20 protein-coding genes and 5 tRNA genes are annotated in these 20,976 nt (G+C 61.4%); 1 reads left to right on the plus strand and 24 read right to left on the minus strand.

What is annotated here, in order from left to right:
- Positions 1-28: 28 nt before the first annotated feature.
- The 17 genes from rpsG to AB1451_11140 form a co-directional block, all read right to left on the minus strand.
- Complete coding sequence (rpsG, locus tag AB1451_11060) at positions 29-502, minus strand: 30S ribosomal protein S7 (GenBank protein MEW6683446.1); 474 nt, start codon at positions 500-502, stop codon at positions 29-31.
- 63 nt (positions 503-565) lie between these two features.
- Entirely contained in the window at positions 566-937 is a 372-nt protein-coding gene (rpsL, locus tag AB1451_11065) for a 30S ribosomal protein S12 (protein ID MEW6683447.1), read from the minus strand.
- Between the two features lie 154 nt (positions 938-1,091).
- Positions 1,092-5,243: a DNA-directed RNA polymerase subunit beta' gene (gene rpoC / locus AB1451_11070; GenBank protein ID MEW6683448.1), complete on the minus strand. Its 4,152-nt coding sequence runs from the start codon at positions 5,241-5,243 to the stop codon at positions 1,092-1,094.
- A 229-nt stretch (positions 5,244-5,472) separates the two neighbouring features.
- Positions 5,473-9,441, minus strand: coding sequence for a DNA-directed RNA polymerase subunit beta (gene rpoB / locus AB1451_11075; protein ID MEW6683449.1), 3,969 nt, complete (start codon positions 9,439-9,441; stop codon positions 5,473-5,475).
- Positions 9,442-9,541: 100 nt separating this feature from the next.
- Positions 9,542-9,931 (minus strand): 50S ribosomal protein L7/L12, encoded by a 390-nt coding sequence (gene rplL, locus AB1451_11080; protein ID MEW6683450.1) that lies wholly within the window; start codon positions 9,929-9,931, stop codon positions 9,542-9,544.
- A 30-nt stretch (positions 9,932-9,961) separates the two neighbouring features.
- Positions 9,962-10,492, minus strand: coding sequence for a 50S ribosomal protein L10 (gene rplJ, locus AB1451_11085; protein MEW6683451.1), 531 nt, complete (start codon positions 10,490-10,492; stop codon positions 9,962-9,964).
- A gap of 277 nt (positions 10,493-10,769) precedes the next feature.
- Entirely contained in the window at positions 10,770-11,462 is a 693-nt protein-coding gene (rplA, locus tag AB1451_11090; protein MEW6683452.1) for a 50S ribosomal protein L1, read from the minus strand.
- Between the two features lie 19 nt (positions 11,463-11,481).
- Positions 11,482-11,907, minus strand: a complete 426-nt coding sequence (gene rplK / locus AB1451_11095) for a 50S ribosomal protein L11 (protein ID MEW6683453.1) — start codon at positions 11,905-11,907, stop codon at positions 11,482-11,484.
- A 200-nt stretch (positions 11,908-12,107) separates the two neighbouring features.
- The gene (gene nusG / locus AB1451_11100) at positions 12,108-12,641 is read right to left on the minus strand and encodes a transcription termination/antitermination protein NusG (protein MEW6683454.1); all 534 of its coding nucleotides are present in this window, start codon (positions 12,639-12,641) and stop codon (positions 12,108-12,110) included.
- Positions 12,642-12,715: 74 nt separating this feature from the next.
- Positions 12,716-12,910, minus strand: coding sequence for a preprotein translocase subunit SecE (secE, locus tag AB1451_11105; protein MEW6683455.1), 195 nt, complete (start codon positions 12,908-12,910; stop codon positions 12,716-12,718).
- A 101-nt stretch (positions 12,911-13,011) separates the two neighbouring features.
- Positions 13,012-13,088: transfer RNA gene (locus tag AB1451_11110), tRNA-Trp, on the minus strand.
- A gap of 24 nt (positions 13,089-13,112) precedes the next feature.
- The gene (gene rpmG, locus AB1451_11115) at positions 13,113-13,262 is read right to left on the minus strand and encodes a 50S ribosomal protein L33 (GenBank protein ID MEW6683456.1); all 150 of its coding nucleotides are present in this window, start codon (positions 13,260-13,262) and stop codon (positions 13,113-13,115) included.
- A 167-nt stretch (positions 13,263-13,429) separates the two neighbouring features.
- Entirely contained in the window at positions 13,430-14,620 is a 1,191-nt protein-coding gene (gene tuf, locus AB1451_11120) for an elongation factor Tu (GenBank protein MEW6683457.1), read from the minus strand.
- Between the two features lie 100 nt (positions 14,621-14,720).
- Positions 14,721-14,793, minus strand: a tRNA-Thr gene (locus tag AB1451_11125).
- Positions 14,794-14,801: 8 nt separating this feature from the next.
- A tRNA-Gly gene (locus AB1451_11130) sits at positions 14,802-14,877 on the minus strand.
- A 49-nt stretch (positions 14,878-14,926) separates the two neighbouring features.
- Positions 14,927-15,009 (minus strand) — tRNA-Tyr (locus tag AB1451_11135).
- Between the two features lie 220 nt (positions 15,010-15,229).
- Positions 15,230-15,302 (minus strand) — tRNA-Thr (locus tag AB1451_11140).
- A 206-nt stretch (positions 15,303-15,508) separates the two neighbouring features.
- Here AB1451_11140 and AB1451_11145 point away from each other — a divergent pair.
- On the plus strand, positions 15,509-16,294 hold the full coding sequence (locus tag AB1451_11145; GenBank protein ID MEW6683458.1) for a hypothetical protein: 786 nt from the start codon (positions 15,509-15,511) through the stop codon (positions 16,292-16,294).
- An 81-nt stretch (positions 16,295-16,375) separates the two neighbouring features.
- On the opposite strand, the gene AB1451_11150 is transcribed toward AB1451_11145, so the two are convergent.
- The 7 genes from AB1451_11150 to AB1451_11180 all read right to left on the minus strand — a co-directional run.
- A complete protein-coding gene (locus tag AB1451_11150) occupies positions 16,376-17,485 on the minus strand; it encodes a DegT/DnrJ/EryC1/StrS family aminotransferase (GenBank protein ID MEW6683459.1) in 1,110 nt (369 codons plus the stop codon).
- Between the two features lie 113 nt (positions 17,486-17,598).
- Positions 17,599-18,447, minus strand: coding sequence for a hypothetical protein (locus AB1451_11155; protein ID MEW6683460.1), 849 nt, complete (start codon positions 18,445-18,447; stop codon positions 17,599-17,601).
- Positions 18,448-18,451: 4 nt separating this feature from the next.
- Positions 18,452-19,261 carry an ABC transporter permease subunit gene (locus AB1451_11160; GenBank protein ID MEW6683461.1) on the minus strand — a complete coding sequence of 270 codons (810 nt, stop codon included), beginning with the start codon at positions 19,259-19,261 and terminating at the stop codon, positions 18,452-18,454.
- The gene (locus AB1451_11165; protein ID MEW6683462.1) at positions 19,258-20,193 is read right to left on the minus strand and encodes an ABC transporter ATP-binding protein; all 936 of its coding nucleotides are present in this window, start codon (positions 20,191-20,193) and stop codon (positions 19,258-19,260) included. The genes AB1451_11160 and AB1451_11165 overlap by 4 nt, the downstream gene beginning before the upstream one ends.
- A gap of 262 nt (positions 20,194-20,455) precedes the next feature.
- Entirely contained in the window at positions 20,456-20,734 is a 279-nt protein-coding gene (locus tag AB1451_11170) for a DUF2442 domain-containing protein (protein ID MEW6683463.1), read from the minus strand.
- The gene (locus AB1451_11175; protein ID MEW6683464.1) at positions 20,694-20,810 is read right to left on the minus strand and encodes a hypothetical protein; all 117 of its coding nucleotides are present in this window, start codon (positions 20,808-20,810) and stop codon (positions 20,694-20,696) included. Before AB1451_11175 ends, AB1451_11170 begins: the two co-directional genes overlap by 41 nt.
- Positions 20,762-20,976: hypothetical protein (locus AB1451_11180; GenBank protein ID MEW6683465.1), on the minus strand; the 215-nt coding region annotated here is incomplete at its 5' end. The genes AB1451_11180 and AB1451_11175, both read right to left, overlap by 49 nt.

The following is a 20,976-nucleotide window of genomic DNA, read 5'->3' on the forward strand; positions in this document are numbered from 1 at the left end:
CGACGCTACAGGAGAACCCGGAAGGCCGTTACCACCGATAGTGGGCAAATGCCTTGTTCGCCTCCGCCATCTTGTGCGTGTCTTCCCGCTTCTTGACGGCCCCACCGGTGTTGTTCGAGGCGTCGAGCATTTCCGCAGCCAACTTCTCCTCCATGGAGCGGCCGCTTCGCTGCTTGGCATAGGTCACCAGCCACCGCAGCGCCAACGAAATCCGACGCTCCGGCCGAACCTCCACCGGGACCTGATACGATGCGCCACCCACGCGACGGGATTTGACCTCCAACACCGGCTTGATGTTATCCACCGCAGCTCTGAAGAACTTGAGCGGGTCCCCGCCATTGGTCTTGGTCTTGACCAGGTCGAACGCGTCGTAGCACACCGACTCCGCCACGCTTTTTTCGCCTTTATGCATCAGCGTGTTGATGAACTTCCCAACCAACCGATCGTGGTACCGGGAGTCCGGCGCCGATTCACGTTTGACGGGCACTCTACGCCGCGGCATGGCTGCCTCCCATCGTTGCCGTCGCTGCCCGATTCTGCCCGGTCACCATCAGTCCGTTCCGCGCTACTTAGGGGTCTTCGCCCCGTACTTCGAGCGACCCTGCTTGCGGTTCTGCACCCCTTGGGTGTCCAGCGTCCCGCGCACGATGTGGTAACGAACGCCGGGAAGATCTTTGACGCGACCGCCTCGAACCAACACGATCGAGTGTTCCTGAAGGTTGTGCCCCACGCCCGGAATGTACGTCGTGACCTCCATCCCATTGGTCAAACGCACCCTGGCCACTTTCCGGAGCGCGGAGTTCGGCTTCTTGGGCGTCGTCGTGTAGACGCGGACACAGACGCCTCGACGCTGCGGAGCGCCTTTCAACGCAGGAGACTTGGTCTTCCCGCGCGCTTGAAAACGCCCTTGCTTCACCAATTGATTGATCGTCGGCACGCTGATCCTTGTGGCCGCACCCGCCCCGAACGCCCCGTTTTAGGCCTCGATGGGAGATGCTGGCGAAAAACTTTGGAAGTATATGGAAACACACGGGCCATGTCAAGCGTTTTTGCGCTCGCGCATGGCCCGATCCGAATCATCCCGAATCGGACTACATGGCCCGTTCCAATTCGGTGGTCTCCGCCGCGGCCTCCCCGGTTCCTTCGGACGGCTGGCCGTCCTCGGGCGCCTCGAATCCCGCCGGCATCTCGACAAACGTGTCGCGGTAGTCCACCAAGCCACTCCCCGCCGGGATGAGTCGTCCCACGATGACGTTTTCCTTCAACCCCAAGAGGTCATCCACCTTACCGGTGATCGCGGCTTCGGTCAGCACCCGCGTGGTTTCCTGGAACGACGCCGCGGAAATGAAACTGTCGGTCGACAGGGACGCCTTGGTGATGCCCAACAGAATCGGCTTGCCGACCGCCGGCGCTCCACCTTTGGCCAAGACGCGCTCGTTTTCTTCGGCAAAGGCCATCTTATCGACCTGGCTTCCGATCAAAAAGTCGGTGTCGCCGGGATCTTCGACCTTCACTTTGCGGAGCATCTGGCGCACGATCACCTCGATATGCTTGTCGTTGATGGATACGCCCTGCAAGCGATACACCTCCTGCACCTCGTCGACCAGGTACTTCTGCAATTCTTTGGGGCCGAGAATGTCGAGAATATCGTGCGGGTTGGCGGAGCCGTCCATGAGCGGCTCGCCCGCGTGGACCCAATCCCCTTCGTGCACGTTGACGTGTTTGCCTTTGGGAATGAGGTACTCGCGCACGTCGCCCATTTCGTTCTTCACCAGCACCTTGCGCATCCCTTTGACGTATCCGGCGTACTCCACCACCCCGTCGATTTCGCTGATGACGGCCTGTTCTTTCGGCTTTCGCGCTTCGAAGAGTTCGGCCACGCGGGGCAGACCACCGGTGATGTCCTTGGTCTTGGTCGTTTCCCGCGGAATCTTGGCCAACACATCCCCGGGCGAGATCGTCTGATTCTTCTCGACGAGGATGTGTGCGCCCGCCGACAAGGGGTAGCGTGCGACTGTGTTCGGCCCAAGCTTGGAGGTCTTGCCCGTTTCGTCTTTGATCGAGATGCGCGGCCGCAGAGCCGAATTGGGCGAATCGATCACCACTCGTCGCGACAACCCGGTGACCTCGTCCACTTCCTCGCGGACGGTCACCCCCTCGATGATGTCGCCGAAGGCGACCTTCCCGCCCACCTCGGTCAACACGGGAAACGAGTAGGGATCCCACTCGACCAGTTTTTGATTTGTCTCAACGCGCCCCCCGTCTTTGACCTTGATCTTGGCGCCGTACACCACCGAATACTTCTCCTTTTCGCGTCCGGTGTCGTCGTAGATCGCGATCTTCCCGTTGCGGTTCATCACGACCATGTCGCCGTGTTTGTCCTTCACCGTGTTGAGGTTGAGATATTTCAACACGCCGGCGTTCTTCGCCTCCAAGACCGTCTGCTCGATCACTTTACTCGCGGTGCCGCCGATGTGGAAGGTCCGCATCGTGAGCTGGGTCCCGGGTTCGCCGATCGACTGCGCGGCGATGACTCCGACCGCTTCGCCGCGCTCGACCAGCTTTCCGCGAGCGAGGTCGCGACCGTAACACTTCGCGCAGACCCCCCGGCGCGCTTGACACGTCAGCACGGACCGGATCTTGACGCGGTCGATCCCGGCCTCGACGATCGCTTTGACGCCCGTTTCGTCGAGCTCCTCGGCGACATTGACGATGACTTCGCCGGTCAGGGGGTCGGTGATGGTCTCGGAGGCGACGCGGCCCAGAATACGTTCATCCAACGGCTCGATGATCTCGCCGCCCTCGACCAACGCGGTCACGAAAATCCCGTCGGTCGATTGGCAGTCCAGCTCGCTGACGATCACGTCCTGGGAGATGTCCACCAAACGCCTGGTGAGGTAGCCGGAGTTCGCGGTTTTGAGTGCGGTGTCCGCCAGACCTTTCCGCGCCCCGTGCGTCGAGATGAAGTACTGGAGGACCGTCAACCCTTCGCGGAAGTTCGCCGTGATCGGAGTTTCGATGATCTCCCCCGACGGCTTGGCCATCAAACCGCGCATCCCTCCGAGCTGGCGGATCTGCTGCGCGCTGCCGCGAGCCCCGGAATCAGCCATCATGAAGATCGAGTTGAAGTCCTGCCGGTGCTTCGCGGTCCCCTTCTTGATGCTCTCCTCTTCCGATCCCAGCTCCTTCATCATTTCGCTGGCCACCTGCTCGGTGGTGTGCGCCCAGATGTCGACGACTTTGTTGTAGCGCTCGCCGTTGGTGATCAACCCCTCGGCGTATTGCTTCTCGATCTCGGCGACCTCGCGCTTGGCCCGCTCGATCATGGTCGCTTTCTGGGTCGGGATGTGCATATCGTCGATGCAAATCGAGATCCCGGCACGGGTCGCGTAGAAGTACCCGATGTCCTTGATCCGATCGAGCAACACCACGGTTTCGCGGTGCCCGGCCTCGCGGTAGCAGAGGTCGATGAGCTTCATCATCTCCTTCTTGGTCATTTCCCGGTTGACCGCGGCGAACGGCAACTCGGCCGGAAGGATTTCGCTCAGGATGACCCGGCCCACCGTGGTGTCCACAAGCGACCCGTTCATCCGTACTTTGATCCGCGCGTGTTCCTCCACCTCGCCCGCGTCGTACGCCATCCGTACGTCCTCGGCGCCGTAGAACTTCCGGCCCTCTCCCTTGGCCCCCGCCTGCTCTTTGGTCAGCCAGTAGCAGCCGAGCACCATGTCCTGCGAGGGCGTCATGATGGGCTTCCCGTTGGCCGGCGACAAAATGTTGTTGATGGACATCATCAACACGCGGGCCTCGATCTGCGCCTCGACCGACAGCGGCACGTGGACGGCCATCTGGTCGCCGTCAAAGTCGGCGTTGAACGCCGCGCACACCAGCGGATGGAGCTGGATCGCCTTGCCCTCGATCAGGATCGGGTCGAAGGCCTGAATGCCCAGACGGTGCAGCGTGGGCGCTCGGTTCAGGAGGATCGGGTGCTCTTTGATCACCTCGTCCAACACGTCCCACACTTCGGGCCGCTCACGCTCGACCATTTTCTTGGCGCTCTTGATCGTCGTGACGTAGCCGCGTTGCTCCAGCTTCTGGAAGATGAACGGTTTGAAGAGCTCGAGCGCCATTTTCTTGGGCAACCCGCATTGGTGCAAGCGGAGCTCCGGCCCGACCACGATCACCGACCGCCCGGAGTAGTCGACGCGCTTGCCGAGCAGATTCTGGCGGAAGCGCCCTTGTTTGCCCTTGAGCATATCGGACAGGGATTTGAGCGGACGCTTGTTCGGCCCGCGAATCGCGCGACCGCGCCGTCCGTTGTCGAACAACGCGTCCACCGCTTCTTGGAGCATCCGCTTCTCGTTGCGGATGATCACGGCGGGCGCTTTGAGCTCGAGCAGCCGCTTCAGCCGGTTGTTGCGGTTGATCACGCGCCGGTACAGGTCGTTCAAGTCCGACGTCGCAAACCGTCCGCCGTCCAAGGGCACCAGCGGCCGCAACTCCGGCGGCAGCACCGGAATCACGTCCATGATCATCCATTCCGGCTTGTTCCCCGACTTGCGGAAGGCTTCGATGACTTTGAGGCGTTTGGTCAGCTTCTTCTTCACCGCGGCGGAGCTGGCCAGCCCGATTCTCGCCTGGAGGTCGGCGTACTGGCCCTCCAGGTCGATCTTGGCCAGGATCTCTCGGATCGCCTCCGCGCCCATTTCGGCGCGGAACGAGTCGCCGTGTTCCTGAACGAGTTGCCGGTACCGCTCTTCGGTCAGGAGTTCCTTCTCTTTGACCGGAGCATCGCCCGGCTCAATGACCACGTAGCTCTCGAAGTACAAGATCCGCTCGAGGTGTTTGAGCGTCATGTCGAGCAGGGTCCCGATCCGACTCGGCACGCCCTTGAGAAACCAGATGTGCGCCACCGGGGAGGCCAGTTCGATGTGCCCCATGCGCTCGCGCCGGACTTTGGACTGGATCACTTCCACGCCGCACTTGTCGCACACGATCCCGCGGTGTTTCATCCGCTTGTACTTCCCGCAGTTGCATTCCCAGTCCTTGATCGGCCCGAAGATCTTGGCGCAGAACAGCCCGTCACGCTCCGGTTTGAACGAGCGGTAGTTGATCGTCTCGGGCTTCTTCACCTCCCCGTACGACCACGACCTGATCTTTTCCGGAGACGCGACCCGGATGCGAATGGCATCGAACGAGATCGCGTCTTTGGGCTTTTCGAAAAAGTTGTAGATTCCTTCCACGGGCATCCCCCTTTAGTGAGCGGTCAGCCGGGCCTGTTCAGGAACGCGCCAGATGCAAGGCGGAGCGAGAACCGGAGCTGTAGGGGCGTATTGCAATACGCCCCTACGAGGACGTGAGCACCGGAAGCGCAGCGACAACGCCGCAGATGGCCGTTGCTTCGCCACCTGCAGGGTGCTTGCGATCTGTTTAACATTCGCGCCCTTGGCGCGCGCAGGTTCATGGACAGGCCTAGTCCTTTTCCTTCTTGATCAACTCCACGTCCAGCCCGAGACTCTGCAGTTCCTTGATCAGCACGTTGAACGATTCGGGAAGACCCGGCTCCAGGAAGTTCTCCCCTTTGACGATCGCTTCGTAGATCCGAGACCGGCCCGGCACGTCATCCGACTTCACGGTCAGGAACTCTTGGAGGGTGGAGGCCGCGCCGTATGCCTGGAGCGCCCACACCTCCATTTCCCCGAGCCGTTGACCGCCGAACTGGGCCTTGCCGCCCAGCGGCTGCTGGGTGACCAGCGAATAGGGCCCGATCGATCGCGCGTGGATCTTGTCGTCGACCAGGTGGTGCAGCTTCATCATGTACATGTAGCCGACGGTCACCGGTCGCTTAAACGGCTCGCCGCTCCGGCCGTCGTGCAGCACGGTCTGGCCCGAGGACGGCAGATTCGCTTCGGCCAGCAGGTCCTTGATCTCTTTCTCGGTGGCGCCGTCGAACACCGGACAACTCACGTGAAGACCGAGCGCCCGAGCGGCCCACCCGAGGTGGATCTCCAGGATCTGCCCGACGTTCATACGAGACGGGACGCCCAACGGGTTGAGCACGATTTCGATCGGGGTCCCATCCGGCAGGTACGGCATGTCTTCGACCGGCAACACCCGCGCCACCACGCCCTTGTTGCCGTGACGGCCCGCCATCTTGTCGCCCACCTGCAGCTTGCGCTTCATCGCGACGTAGACCTTCACGAGCTTGATGACGCCGGGCGGCAGTTCGTCGCCCTTCTTCAATCGGCCCACCTTCTCGTCGTACACCATCTGCAGCGTGTCGATCTGTTCCTTGGCCGTTCGCTGCAGCTCTTCGATCCGGTCCTGTTCGCTGGATTCGCTGAGGACGATGTTCCGCAGGTCGTCGTCGCTCAGGGTATCGAGCACTTCTTTGGTGATCGTCTTCTTCTTCTTGAGAATCACCTCGCCGCTCTCGCGGTCGACGAGATCCTTCGCCACGCTCTTGCCGACCAGGTAGCGCCGGATCTTCTTGATCGTCTCTTCTTCGAGGATGCGGATCTCGTCTTGATGCACCCGCTGGAGGCGGTGGATGTCCTCGCTCTCGATCGTTTTGGCGCGTTCGTCCTTATCCACGCCCTTTCGAGAGAAAATCTTCACGTCGACGATGACGCCTTCGATGCCCGGAGGCACATAGAGCGACGCGTCTTTGACGTCGCCGGCCTTCTCGCCGAAGATCGCGCGTAAGAGCTTTTCCTCGGGCGTCAGCTGGGTCTCTCCTTTGGGCGTCACCTTGCCCACCAGGATGTCGCCGGGCCGCACCTCGGCGCCGATGCGGATGATCCCGCTTTCATCGAGGTTGCGCAGCGCTTCTTCGCTGACGTTGGGGATGTCCCGCGTGATCTCTTCCTTCCCCAACTTGGTGTCGCGCGATTCCAGCTCGAACTCTTCGATGTGAATCGAGGTAAACCGGTCCTCGCGAACCAGCGCTTCGCTCACCAAGATCGCGTCCTCGAAGTTGTAGCCGCCCCACGGCATGAACGCGAGCAGGATGTTGCGTCCAAGCGCCAGCTCGCCGCGGTCGATCGCCGGACCGTCGGCCAACACCGCCCCCTTCTTCACGCGCTGGCCCACCCGCACCACCGGCTTCTGATTGATACAGGTGTTTTGGTTGGAGCGCTGACATTTGATGAGGCGATACACGTCCGCTCCGGCGTCGCCGTCTTCTTCTTCCGCCGCCTTCTTGCCGGCGTCGGTCCGGACCACGATGCGGGTGGCGTCCACGCTCTCGACCACGCCCGAGCGCTGCGCCAGAATGACGTAGCCCGAGTCACGCGCCACCGCCCCTTCCATTCCGGTACCGACCAGCGGCGCCTCCGTGTCGATCAAGGGCACGGCTTGGCGCTGCATGTTGGAGCCCATCAGCGCGCGGTTGGCGTCGTCGTTCTCCAGAAAGGGAATCAAGGCGGTCGCGACGCTCACGATCTGCTTGGGCGACACGTCCATATATTCGATCTTCTCGGGCGACACCATGATGAAGTCGCCGGCGGCGCGCGCCGAGACCGTGTCCGCGGTGATCCGGCCGCGGCCGTCCACCTTGGTGTTGGCCTGCGCCACCATGTATTTGTCGCCGTCGATGGCTGAGATGAACTCCACGTGGTCGGTCACCCGGCCATTGTCGACTTTGCGGTACGGCGACTCGATAAACCCGAACTGGTTGACCTGGGCGTATGTGGCCAACGAGGTGATCAAGCCGATGTTGGGGCCTTCAGGGGTCTCGATGGGACAGATGCGCCCGTAGTGCGACGGATGGACGTCGCGGACCTCGAAGCCGGCCCGCTCACGGGTCAAGCCGCCGGGCCCCAGCGCCGACAGCCGTCGCTTATGCGTGATCTCGGCCAGCGGATTGGTCTGATCCATGAACTGCGAGAGCTGGCTCGACCCGAAGAATTCCTTGATCACGGCGATGACCGGTTTCGCGTTGATGAGGTCGTGGGGCAACACGGTCTCGATGTCGAGGAGGTTCATACGCTCCTTGATGGTCCGTTCCATTCGGACGAGACCGATCCGAAGCTGATTCTCCAGCAGTTCACCCACCGACCGCACGCGTCGGTTGCCGAGGTGGTCGATGTCGTCGATGTCGCCTTTTCCGGTCTTCAACCCGATGAGATAGCGCACGGTCTCGACGATGTCCTGGGCCGTCAGCGTCCGTTTATCCAACGGCACGTCGAGGCCCAACTTCTTGTTGAGCTTCAAGCGACCCACCGGAGACAAGTCGTACCGCTTGGCGTTGAAGAACAGGTTGTCGAAGAGCGATCGCGCGGTATCGACCGTGGGCGTTTCCCCGGGCCGCAAGCGACGGTAGATCTCCACCATGCCCTCGTCGGGAGACCCGACCTTCTCGAGGGCCATGGTATCCCGGATCACGGGCAGCACCTGGATGTTGTCGATGAAGAGGAGTTGGAACTCCGAAATAGCGGCCGCAGCGATCTTGTCGATAATGGCCTCGGTCAATTCCTGATTTCGCTCGATCAACACCTCTCCGGTCGCGGGATCAACGATGTCGTTGAACACCGCACGCCCGACCAGGTCGGCCTTGGCGATCGGCATCTCTTTGACCCCGACGCCCTTCAGTTTCTTGAGCGTGGCTCGGGTGAGCTTTGCGCCCTCCTTGACGATGACTTCTTTCGCCTTCTTGTCGACCAAGTCCACGGAGGCTTTCAGGCCGTGATGGATCTCGTCCAGCTTGCGAACGAACTGTCCGCCCGATACCGCGATCTCCTCGATGGGGTAGTAGGTTTTGAGCAGGTCTTCGACCGAATACCCGAAGGCCTTCAGCAGAACGGTGGCGGGAATCTTGCGTCGCCGATCGATGCGGACGTACAGGATGTCCTTGGCGTCGAACTCGAAATCCAGCCATGATCCGCGGTACGGAATGATGCGCGCCGAATACAGGACCTTCCCGCTGGCGTGCGTCTTGCCTTTGTCGTGCGTGAAGATCACGCCGGGAGAGCGCTGCAGCTGGCTGACCACGACCCGCTCGGTGCCGTTGATGATGAACGTCCCGTTTTCGGTCATCAGCGGCAGCTCGCCGACGTACACCTCCTGCTCCCGCACGTCGCGGACCTTCTTGGTTCCGGCCTTCTCATCCTTGTCCCACACGATCAGCCGCGCGCGGATCTTGAGCGGAGCGGCAAAGGTCATCCCGCGTTCCAGGCACTCGCGCACGTCGTACTTGGCGGCGCCGACGGTGTAATCGAGGAACTCGATCATCGCGGTCTCGTTGTAGTCCACGATCGGGAAGACCGACGTGAACGCAGCCTGCAAGCCGACGTCCCCGCGTTCCTCCGGCCTGACGTCCCTCTGGAGAAACCGATCGTATGACCGCCGCTGGATCTCGATCAGGTTCGGAATCTCCACGCTCGCCTGAATCTTGGCGAAGTCTTTGCGATCCCTCACGCCTTCAATCGTCGATACCGCCATTACGCCTCCCATCCGAGCTTGCTGTCCGCACCGCAGGCGCAGAGCGTCGCGCCTGGGCTGCGAGAGGTTGACGAGCCTTCACCACGTCCGGCTGGTCCGGCTACTTGATCTCGACCTTTGCGCCGACCTCTTCCAGTTTCTTCTTCATGGTTTCGGATTCTTCCTTGGCCACACCCGCTTTCACCGGCTTGGGCACGCCTTCGACCAAGTCTTTGGCTTCTTTGAGGCCCAGGTTGGTCAGTTCGCGCACCACCTTGATGACCTGGATCTTCTTGTCAGCGGGAACCGTGGTCAGGATCACGTCGAAAGCGGTCTTCTCCTCGACGGCCGCCGCGCCGCCCGCCGCCGCACCGGGCGCCGCCATCATGGCCACCGGCGCCGCGGCCGTCACGCCGAACTTCTCCTCCAGCGCTTTGACCAGCTCCGAGAGCTGGAGCACCGGCATCGCTTCAACCGCTTTGATGATGTCGTCATTCGTCAATGTTGCCATTTCGAAATCTCCTTCCCAACAGTCAATGGTTTATCCCGCTTCGGCCGCGCGTTTCTTGGCTACCGCGTCCAAGGTCGACACCGCTTTTCGCACGATCCCTTGAAGACTTCCCACCAACCCCGAGACCGGCGCCTGCATCCGGCCCACCAGTCGGCCCAGCAACTCCTGGCGCGAGGGGAGCGAGGCTACCCGGGTGAGCCCCGCGACGTCCAACACGCGGCCTTCCAACCAACCCATGCGCAGCTTGAGCTTGTCTTGTTGGCCCGCGAAGTCCTTCAGGGCTTTCGCCAGGGGTGCCGGATCGCCGTACCCCAGCGCCACGCCGACGGGACCGTCGAAGTAGTCCCGCAAACCCACCAGCGTCGTCCCTTCGGCCGCCCGCCGAGCCAGGGTGTTCTTGACCACCTTGAACTCCGCACCGACGGCGCGCAGCTTTCCTCTCAGCACCCGCATCTCTTCGACCTCGAGACCCCGATACTCCGCCACGACCGCCATTTGGGCTTTGGCGAATCGCTCGTGGATCTCGTCGATCAGGACCGCCTTTTCTGCCTTGCCTTTCACTGGTTCATCTCCCTCCTTTCAATCGTCGCGGAAGACTCTTCTCGGATGCCATCCCCGAGACGACTGGGAGGTTGACCACGAGCAACGCGCAGGGTGAACACTGCCGTTGCGAGGAATCGATCCCATTTCGTCTCGGTAGGACGCCCGGAACGCTTCTCGCTCCGTCGTTTACGCCAACCGGCTCCTACGGTCTTAGACGAACACCGCCGGCCCCAACGCCTGCAGGACCAGCGGCCCGTTGGTGTTGCGCTCTATCTGGTGAGTTGTTCCTTTACGACTACGACGCCGGCCGTTCGATGCTGGCCGCGTCCACTTTGATCCCCGGCCCCATGGTCGCTGACACCGACACCGAGCGCAAATACGTGCCTTTGGCCGCCGCCGGCTTCGCTTTGATGATGGAGTCCAGAATCGACTGGGCGTTGTCGTGCAGCTTGGCCACCTCGAACGAGGCTTTGCCCACCGGAACATGCACGATGCCCGCTTTTTCCACCTTGTACTCGACCTTTCCCTGGCGAATCTCGCGGATCGCACGCGCAACGTCGAAGGTCACGGTTCCGGTCTTGGGATTCGGCATCAGGCCGCGGGGACCCAGAATCTTCCCCAGTCGGCCGACCAATCCCATCAAGTCCGGCGTGGCCACGACTCGGTCGAACTCCATCCACCCCTTGGTGATTTTGTCGGCCAGGTCCTCCGCGCCGACGTGGTCGGCCCCGGCTTCACGCGCCTCGCGCTCTTTGTCGCCCTTGGCGAACACAACGATGGTGACGGTCTTGCCCATCCCGTGCGGGAGCACCACCGACCCGCGAACCATCTGATCGGAGTGCTTGGGATCGACTCCCAGTCGAACTGCGAGGTCAACCGAGGCGTCGAACTTCACCACGCTCGTGGCTTTCGCCAGCTCCAGTGCTTCCCGCAACGGATACGATGGCGATTGGACCCGTTGTTTGGCCGCTTGATATTTCTTCCCCATGATCTCAATTCCCCTCGGGCTATTTGACGACTTGCAGACCCATGCTTCGAGCCGTGCCTTCAATGATCTTGATCGCACCTGGGAGGTCGACCGCGTTGAGATCGGGCAACTTGGTCTTGGCGATCTCCTGGATCTGCGTCGACGTGACTTTCCCCACTTTGTCCTTGTGCGGAACTGCCGACCCCTTGACGACACCGGCGGCCTTCTTTAACAGGTCTGAGGCGGGCGGGGTCTTCGTGATGAACGTGAACGTGCGATCGGCATAGACCGTAATCACCACCGGGATGATGGAATCGCCGAGCGCTTGGGTTCTCGCGTTAAACGTCTTGCAGAATTCCATGATGTTGACGCCGTGTTGCCCCAAGGCCGGTCCCACCGGTGGTGCGGGATTCGCCTTTCCCGCCGGAATCTGCAATTTGACCATCGCCGTCACGACCTTTGCCATACGCGTCCTTTCCTACTTGTCCAACTTGAACGGTTTCAACAACGCCCTAAAGCCTGTCCGAGTTACCGCGAGAGCGGAGCCTGTTCAGGAAAGGCCAGATGCAAGGCGCCGCAGAGCACCGGAGCGGAGCGTACTGAGTGCGTACGTGAGCACCGGAGCGCAAGCGGTAACGCGGCAGATGGCTTTTCATGGACAGGCTCCTAGACCTTCTCGACCTGGAGAAACCCCAGTTCGACCGGCGTCGACCGCCCGAAGATGCTCACCAGCACTTTGACCTTGGAGTGCTCCTGGTGCACCTCATCCACAATCCCATTGAAGCCCAGGAACGGACCGTCGATGATGCGCACGCTCTCGCCTTTTTGAAATTGCGTCTTGCTTCGCGGCTTGACCGCCGTGGAGTCCATCTGACTCATCAACGTGCTCATCTCGTCCTCGGTGATCGGGGTGGGATAGGCCTCGCCCCCGCCCACGAATCCGGTCACTTTCGGCGTGTTTTTCACCAGCTGCCACGTCGTGTCGTTCATGTCCATTTCGACGAGCACGTACCCCGGGAAAAATTTCTTGGTCGACATCCGTCGCTTGCCCTCGCGGATCTCGACCACCTCCTCGGTGGGGATCATCACCTTTCGGATCTGGTCGGACAGCCCGAAGGACTTCGCGCGTTCCTCAATGGCCTGTTTGACCCGGTTTTCAAAGCCCGCATACGTATGTACGACGTACCACGACGCTGCCATCCGTCGATCCTCGCCTGCCTGTTCCTTGACCCGGGGCTCCTGCGTGGCTCCCGGGGTTCGTTCGCTCGCGCCGCTCATTGCAGCAACACGGCCACCAGTTTGACGAGCACCGCGTCCATCGCTGAAAGGAAGATGGCCACCACGGCGACGAAGATCAACACCACCGACGTGGACCCCACGGTTTCCGCACGGGTCGGAAAGGAGACTTTCTTGAGTTCCGCTCCCACCTCGGAAAAGAATTCCTTGGCTCGAAGATACAGCTTCTTCATTCCGTCGTCCTCAATCTTCTCGCCCCGGTCTTCTGACCGGAGCCTATGGTGCCGCCGAACATCATCCGACGCAAAACCTATGTTGCCTCCGCAAGCGAGGATGGCAGGCCAGGAGGGATTCGAACCCCCATCCCGCGGTTTTGGAGACCGCTGCTCTAGCCGTTGGAGCTACTGGCCTTCGTGCCGCGTGCGCTGCAGCGCGTCACTTCACTTCCTTGTGCCCGGTGTGTTTGCGGCAGCGCTTGCAGTACTTCTTGAGTTCCAAACGATCCGGCGTGTTGCGTCGGTTCTTCGTCGTGGAATAATTCCGTTCTTTGCAATCCAAACACGCCAAGGTAATGATCTCTCTCATCGATCTGCCCTTTGATTATTTTGATCGACGCCTGTTCAGGAGCGCGCCAGATGCCAGGCGGAGCGCACCGGATCCTGCAGGGGCGTATTGCAATACGCCCCTACGAATGACGCGAGGACCGGAAGCGCAGCGACAACGCCGCAGATGGCCGCTCATGGACAGGCGTCTCACGCGATGATCCCGGTGATGACGCCGGCGCCCACGGTCCGACCGCCCTCCCGGATCGCAAAGCGCAACCCCTCTTCCATCGCGATCGGCGTGATCAGCTCCACTTCCATCCGCACGTTGTCCCCCGGCATCACCATCTCCACGCCCTCCGGCAGCTTCGCCACCCCCGTCACGTCCGTGGTCCGAAAGTAGAACTGCGGCCGGTATCCGTTGAAGAACGGCGTGTGCCGCCCCCCTTCTTCTTTGGTCAAGATGTACGCTTCGGCCTTGAATTTGGTGTGCGGGGTGATGCTCCCCGGCTTGGCCAACACCATCCCCCGCTCCACTTCTTCTTTCTTGGTCCCCCGCAAGAGGATCCCCACGTTGTCGCCCGCTTGCCCCTGGTCCAGCACTTTGCGGAACATCTCCACGCCCGTGACCACGGTCTTCTGCGTGGCTTTGATCCCCACGATCTCGATCTCATCGCCCACTTTGACCACGCCCCGCTCGATCCGCCCCGTCACCACGGTGCCCCGCCCCGAAATCGAGAAGACGTCTTCCACGCTCATCTGGAAGGGCTTGTCGATGTCGCGTTTGGGCGTCGGGATGTAGGTGTCCACGTTCTCCATCAATTTGAGGATCGCCGGCGCGCCCAACGGCCCTTTGTCCCCTTCCAACGCTTTGAGCGCGCTGCCCGCCACGAACGGGATCTGATCGCCCGGAAATTCGTATTTTTTGAGCAGCTCGCGCACTTCCAGCTCGACCAGGTCCAACAGCTCTTTGTCGTCGACCATGTCGGCTTTGTTCAAAAACACCACGATGTAGGGCACGCCCACTTGCCGCGCCAACAGGATGTGCTCGCGCGTTTGCGGCATCGGCCCGTCCGCCGCGCTGACCACCAGGATCGCGCCGTCCATCTGCGCCGCCCCGGTGATCATGTTCTTGACGTAGTCCGCGTGCCCCGGGCAGTCCACGTGCGCGTAGTGCCGGTTGTCGGTCTGGTATTCTACGTGCGCGATCGCGATGGTGATCCCCCGCTCTTTCTCTTCCGGCGCTTTGTCGATCTGGTCGTACGCCATGAATTCCGCCAGCTTCTTCTCCGCCAGCACTTTGGTGATCGCCGCCGTCAACGTCGTCTTCCCGTGGTCCACGTGCCCGATCGTCCCGATGTTCAGGTGCGGCTTCGTCCGCTCAAATTTCGCTTTCGCCATGAGAAAACCCTCCTAGAAAAAACCTACAGGCCGAAGATAGGCAGCCTCGGCGCTGGACCCCGCGCCTGCGTTGCCCCCAGCAAGCTCGGTGGCGCGGATAAGCCCTCGACCGGGATCGAACCGGTGACCTCTTCCTTACCAAGGAAGTGCTCTGCCGACTGAGCTACAAGGGCGTCTCCAATGGAGCGGGAAACGGGATTTGAACCCGCGACCCCCAGCTTGGAAGGCTGGCGCTCTACCAGCTGAGCTATTCCCGCCCAGATCCCTTCCATCTCCATCATCGCCGACATCGCCGAAACGTAAGTATGGGGAGGGGAGGGTTCGAACCTCCGAAGGCCGAAGCCGACAGATTTACAGTCTGTTCCCTTTGTCCACTCGGGAACCTCCCCACCGAACTTGTTGGGCCGAACCTGCGGGCGCGCCAAGGGCGCGACGTCCAATACGTACTTCCTCTCAGGTGGCGAAGCAACGTAGGCGCCGCTTTGCTTCGCCACCTGAGCGGAAGCATGACATCTGCGTTCCGCCCCTGTGCGGGGCGGAGCAGGTTCCCGCGCCGAGGCTCGGAGGGGTCTCCCCTTTTCTGATTCTCCTTGACGGAACAATCTCGTGAGCTGGCGAAGGGAATCGAACCCCCGACCTGCTGATTACAAGTCAGCTGCTCTACCGACTGAGCTACGCCAGCGTCTTCGCGGTTCGGGTTCGGCATTTTACAAAAACACAGTCCCCTGCTATCAATAAACCCGTTCAGCTGACGCCTGTTTCATCACAGGAGGGTCGATATCCGGGAAGATTAAACACGACATTATAGGAATCCACTTTTTGCTTGTCAAGGCATAACTCCCCCGGCAACAGAACCCGGGGGCCTCACGCTGGGAGGATCACCGACTCATGTCCAACAACACCGCCCGCAGTATACGATTCCGCAATCCAACGCGACACCTCCTCATCGCCATTGCCGCAGCCACGGTCGTCGGCATGCCGTCGCACCCAGCGTATGCCGCAAAATACGATATCTCTGTGCCCGACGGGGTGTTGACGCAGGCCAACTTTAAGGATCTCAGCGAACAACTCGGGCTGGTGCTGGCCTACCACCCACTCGCACCCGCCGAGCCATTGGGACTCCTGGGATTCGACATCGGGGTCGAGATCACGGCCAGCGACATCGACGAGAATGAATCGTTCTGGACCGACGTGACCTCGGATATCCCCAGCTATCTCACTTTACCCAAACTGCATGCCCAGAAGGGGTTGCCCTTCGGCATCGACGTGGGACTGGTCTATAGCCAGGTTCCCTCCAGCAACATCGGAATGTGGGGGGCCGAGGTGAAGTGGGCGATACTCAAAGGCACGCTCGCCACGCCCGCGCTGGCGCTCCGGGGGAGCTATACGACGCTCTTCGGGGTGAACAACCTGGACGTCTCGACCTACGGAGCCGACCTGTCGATCAGCAAGGGGTTCGGCCCGTTTACTCCCTACGCCGGCATCGGCCAAGTTGCCACCAACAGTAGTTCGGATGCCACCGCGTTCGGCGGCGGGGCACTGCAAGACGAATCGATTTCCGCGACGCACGGGTTCATCGGCGCCAAACTCAGCTTCCTCATGTTGAGTTTTGTCGCCGAGGCTGACTTCGCTGCGATCCCCACGTACGGCCTCCGACTCAATCTGAGTTTCTAACCCTATCGGAATGGCAATAATCCCCTCTCGCCCCCCTTTGACAAAGGGGGGGATGGGGGGATTTGCCTTTGCGGCCTTGCGCTACGAGCGGTAGAACTGAACGATCGAGTCGACCACGAACGTTTGTTGCGTCTCGCTCAGTTCGGGGTAGATGGGGAGGGCGAGCGTTTCGCGCGCGGCTCGCTCGCTTTCGGGGAAATCTCCGGGACCATACCCGAGGTGGCGGTAACAAGGCTGGAGGTGCAAGGGAATCGGATAGTAGATCTCCGTCCCGATCTCGCGAGCCGTCAAGAACTCCCTGAGGTCGTCGCGTCGCTTCGAACGGATCACAAACTGGTTGAACACGTGGCCGTCGGTCACCTCGGGAACGGCCAAGAGGTCGGCAAGCCCCGCTTCTGAAAACAGCGCGCGGTAACGCTGCGCGTTGCGACGGCGCGCTTCGGTCCAGCCGTCGAGGTGCCCCAGTTTGACTCGCAGCACCGCTGCCTGGAGAGCGTCCAACCGGCCGTTGATCCCGATCTCGACGTGTTCGTAGCGCCGCTCACTGCCGTGAACCCGCAACCGTCGGATCGCGGACGCGCGTTCGCTGTCCGTGGTCGTCACGAGACCGCCATCGCCGAAGCCGCCGAGATTCTTGGACGGGAAAAAACTAAACGCGCCGAACGCGCCGAACGCACCGACCCGCTTGCCGTGAACCGATGCCCCGATCGCTTGCGCGGCGTCTTCGATGACTGCCAAGTCCTCTTCACGAGCCAATTCTGTGACCGGCCCCAGATCCATGGGCCGCCCATAGAGATGGACCGGGATCACGGCACGGGCCTTGGGCGTCAGCGCATCACCGAGCTTGGTGACGTCCAGGCAATACGTGGACGGATCGATATCCACGAACACCGGCGTGGCGCCCAGGCGAGAAATCGATCCTGCAGTGGCGAAAAACGTGTATGGCGTGGTGATCACTTCATCGCCGGCCTTGACGCCGGCCGCCATCAAGCTGAGCAACAGGGCGTCGGTCCCAGACGAGACGCCGATCGCGTGCTCGACCCCGAGGTATTTGGCGATGTCGCGTTCAAACGCCTCCACCTGCGGCCCGAGGACGAACCCCTGTTCCTCGCAGACCTGATGGATGACCTGCAGGACGTCCGGTTTGAGCTTCTGATACTGGAGTTTGAGATCGAGGAGGGGAACTCGCATCGCCGCGGATTGTAACAACGGAGACAGAGGGTGTCAAACGAGCTGATCGGGTGCAGGATCGAACTGAGTCCCCCCGCAGGGCAGTCGTCCGGCGCGTGCCGACCCATGGACGGTCATCGCGCAACCGGCCTGAGATCACTCGTGGTCCAGACCGAGCCGTCCGGCCTGAGGTAGTACGTTCCACCGTAGGGATCGACCGGCAGCGAGGGCACCACACCGCGCTCGACCAGCACACGAAGGTCACGCGGCGCCTCTCCGAACGCATCTCGGTAGTGCTCGACGGCCAGTTCGAGGCTCCTTATGCCGCGAAGGGCATCGGCGCGCTGCCTGATTTGTCCGCGGGTCACGCTGTCTTCAGTCCGCGCGGCAAGCTGATCCAGGAAGACGACGGCGACCTCCGTCGTCCCGCCCTTGGAAGCCAATCGAGCCGCAAGCAACCCCAGCAGCGGAGCGGCTCCGGGCCGTTGCGACGCATCCATCAGATACTCGGCAGCCTGGGCATCGTCGCGCAGAAAATAGAACGCGTTGAATCCCATGAAAAAGGGCATCACCCAGTCGTCGGCGCGATGGATCCGTCCGCGATCGAGTAACGCGTTGGTTTCCCGGGGCATGTTTGCTCCCCACGCCAGCACTGCCTGTCCAAAGTAATACGGGTCGACAAAGTACGGGTCGAGGGCTGAAGCGGCATCCAGCCGCCGGTAGATAATGCGGTACGTGTCCTCGTTGATCGACTCCCGTCGATTGAGTTGTCCGCCGTGAAAGCTCAGGGTTCGGGAAAAGAGCAGGTCCGCGATGAGACTGTCGTATTCCAGTGAAAGCAGCTTCAGCGCGACGACCGGCAGAGGCGGTGCGAGTTCGCCCCGCGCGGCGACCGCGCCACGCACCGACGCCAATTCCACCGACAGCAGCGCGTGGCCGGCGAGCAGAGCGCCGAGCAGAGCGGGGAGGGCCGTGGCTCGCATCAGGCTAGGGGAACTCCCTTCGTCCAAAAATCCACGCCGCGGCCACAACCATGACCGCGGTATAGACCCCACCGTAAGCGATCGCCCACACGACCGCCGAAGCGGCCAGCGGCAACCCATGTGCAGCATGCATCTTGAAATCGAAGGCCGCGAGATTGGGGAACACATAGTACGCGACGGCTACGATTTTCTCGAACACGGGGTTGATCGCAATACCCTCCGCCCCGGAAGCGAGAAAGTTCCTGATCTCCTCGATCGACTGGCCAATAAGATACACCACCAGGGCCAAGCCCAATGCGACGAACGTGCTCGATGTGAACGACGAGAAGAAGACGATGACCGACGCCAACAGGACGAGCATCAGCGTCATGGTGCAGAGGCTCACCACGAAGGCCTGCCAGTGCATCACGCCGTACTGGTCGGCTGTCAGCAGATCCACGACCCAAATGGCCAGTCCAGCAAATGCACCCAGGATGACCATCGCACAGGCGATGATGAACGAAAGGCCAGCGAACTTGCCGACCACGTACTCCGACCGGGACACCGCCTTGGCCACCACAGTGTGGATGGTGCGCCTTTCCAGATCTTTGGCCAAAAGCTGTGTGCCCAGGAAGAGTGTCAACACCAGCCCGACGAGCGAGACAATACCCAAACCGAGGTCCACCGCGACCTTGATCACATCCCGCGGGAACAAGTAGCTCAGTACGTATGTCGCAGAGAAAAGAGTGAGCGCTAAGAGGAAGAGACCAAAGAACACGCGGCTGCGCAGCCCCTCGAGAAAGGTAATCAGCGCGATCGCGCGAAGGTTCCTCACCGAGGTTCCGCCCCCGCACGCTCAATCTCTTGCAGGAAAATGTCCTCCAGGGTGGGCCGGAGCGGCGAGGCCGACACGATATCCTCCTGGAGGCTCCCAAGTCGATCGAGAAGTTTACCGAGATCTCGTTCCGGAGTCTCGACCTCCGTGAGCCCCGCCCGCTCCGAACACGTGTGCGCAAGGCCTACGAAGCGCGACTGGATCAGTTCCTCCGTCCCACGCAGCACCACCCGCCAACCCTTCGCCTCGGCCGACGCCAACTCGGCGAGCGTGGCCACCCGCCTCAGCCGTCCGCCGACAATTATCCCGACGCGGTCGCACAGATCCTCCACATCGCGCAGGATGTGAGAACTGAAGAAAACCGTTTTGCCCTCCGCCTTCAGCCGCCGAATAATGTCCGCCATGAGCCTACGGCCAAGAGGATCGAGCCCTGACATGGGCTCGTCCAGGATCACGACCTCAGGGTCGTTGACCAACGCCAACGCAACACCCGCGCGCTGAAGCATCCCTTTCGAAAAGGTCCGCAGACGCTGGCGTTTCACACGCGTGAGATCGACAAGCTCTAGGAGCGCGGCCACTCGCTCACTGATGTGCGCGGCCGGCATCCCGGAGGTCGTGCCCCCGAACCACAAGAGTTCCTCGGGCGTCAGGTAGTCGTAGAACGTGGGGTTCTCCGGCAGATAGCCGACACGCTGCCGGACGCCGGGATCGTCGACCGGCCGGCCCAACAGCATGGCGCGTCCCGAGGTGGGGAAAATCAGATTAACCAGAACTTTGATCGCCGTGCTCTTACCCGCGCCGTTGGGACCGAGAAAGCCGAAGGTCTCACCCGGTGGGATCGTAAGGCTGAGGCGATCGACGGCGAGGCGCGGAGACCGCGAGCCGCCGTACACCTTGGTTACCTCGTGGAAGGCTATCGCGGAACTGTCCACCGACGTCGTCTCGCTACTGGTCCACCGCGCAGTCGTAGACTATAGCAGTCACCGACGGACCGTCAACGGATCGCGACCACCTACACGCGGCTGAGATTGACCAGGCCTGTCGGCGTCGGGTGAGAAACTCCCAGCCGTGGTCGATCAAATCACGTGCGACGGCGGAACGGTCCTTCCGCAACTCTTTGATAGGGGTATCCGCTTCGCAATCTGTTCGAGCAGTTGAACGGGCTGTAGAGCAAACGTGAATCAGTGAACGTCTCTAACCGGAAGCCGTGGTCGATTTGTATACCAGGGGATATCGGTCCGGTGCCTTTATCGACTGCACGTCGAGATCAACATCCAGATTCGGCCAATACAGATGGTCTGCATTGAGCAACTCGACGTGGAGGACCGATGCCACGGGAGCGTTCTTGAACCAGGGGAAATCGTTGAACGACAGGAAATACTCGGCATCCCCGATCAGAAGCCAGAATCCGTGTTTTGAAATGTTCAGGACCTCAGCGCGTAAAGTGCTTTCGCCAGTGGTCTCGGATTTCATCGACTTTCTCCTCTACGATCCGCTGGATCACCCGAACCTCATGCACAGGAAACCCGTGGTTGTGCGCGAGGACCACATCAGGCTCGATCCAAAACTTCGCTTCCCCGTCCGCTGAGCCGGAATCTGATTGTTCGAGCGCTTGCCAAACCCGCCCAGCACCGCCGTCAGTTGGGGGCGGAGGCCGACCACCTCAAAGTACAGGCGCAGCAGGATCACCCCGGCCCACACGGTGATCGGGTGAT

It is taken from the genome of Nitrospirota bacterium (assembly GCA_040757335.1).
In the GTDB taxonomy this organism is placed as follows: Bacteria; Nitrospirota; Nitrospiria; order 2-01-FULL-66-17; family 2-01-FULL-66-17; genus JBFLXB01.

What these genes read in the sequence shown, in the direction of transcription:
- rpsG (MEW6683446.1), bottom strand. Translation starts at nt 502, where the DNA reads ATGCCGCGGCGTAGAGTGCCCGTCAAACGTGAATCGGCGCCGGACTCC.
- rpoB (MEW6683449.1), bottom strand. Translation starts at nt 9,441, where the DNA reads ATGGCGGTATCGACGATTGAAGGCGTGAGGGATCGCAAAGACTTCGCC.
- rplL (MEW6683450.1), bottom strand. Translation starts at nt 9,931, where the DNA reads ATGGCAACATTGACGAATGACGACATCATCAAAGCGGTTGAAGCGATG.
- rplA (MEW6683452.1), bottom strand. Translation starts at nt 11,462, where the DNA reads ATGGGGAAGAAATATCAAGCGGCCAAACAACGGGTCCAATCGCCATCG.
- rplK (MEW6683453.1), bottom strand. Translation starts at nt 11,907, where the DNA reads ATGGCAAAGGTCGTGACGGCGATGGTCAAATTGCAGATTCCGGCGGGA.
- nusG (MEW6683454.1), bottom strand. Translation starts at nt 12,641, where the DNA reads ATGGCAGCGTCGTGGTACGTCGTACATACGTATGCGGGCTTTGAAAAC.
- secE (MEW6683455.1), bottom strand. Translation starts at nt 12,910, where the DNA reads ATGAAGAAGCTGTATCTTCGAGCCAAGGAATTCTTTTCCGAGGTGGGA.
- rpmG (MEW6683456.1), bottom strand. Translation starts at nt 13,262, where the DNA reads ATGAGAGAGATCATTACCTTGGCGTGTTTGGATTGCAAAGAACGGAAT.
- tuf (MEW6683457.1), bottom strand. Translation starts at nt 14,620, where the DNA reads ATGGCGAAAGCGAAATTTGAGCGGACGAAGCCGCACCTGAACATCGGG.
- AB1451_11145 (MEW6683458.1), top strand. Translation starts at nt 15,509, where the DNA reads ATGTCCAACAACACCGCCCGCAGTATACGATTCCGCAATCCAACGCGA.
- AB1451_11150 (MEW6683459.1), bottom strand. Translation starts at nt 17,485, where the DNA reads ATGCGAGTTCCCCTCCTCGATCTCAAACTCCAGTATCAGAAGCTCAAA.
- AB1451_11155 (MEW6683460.1), bottom strand. Translation starts at nt 18,447, where the DNA reads ATGCGAGCCACGGCCCTCCCCGCTCTGCTCGGCGCTCTGCTCGCCGGC.
- AB1451_11170 (MEW6683463.1), bottom strand. Translation starts at nt 20,734, where the DNA reads ATGAAATCCGAGACCACTGGCGAAAGCACTTTACGCGCTGAGGTCCTG.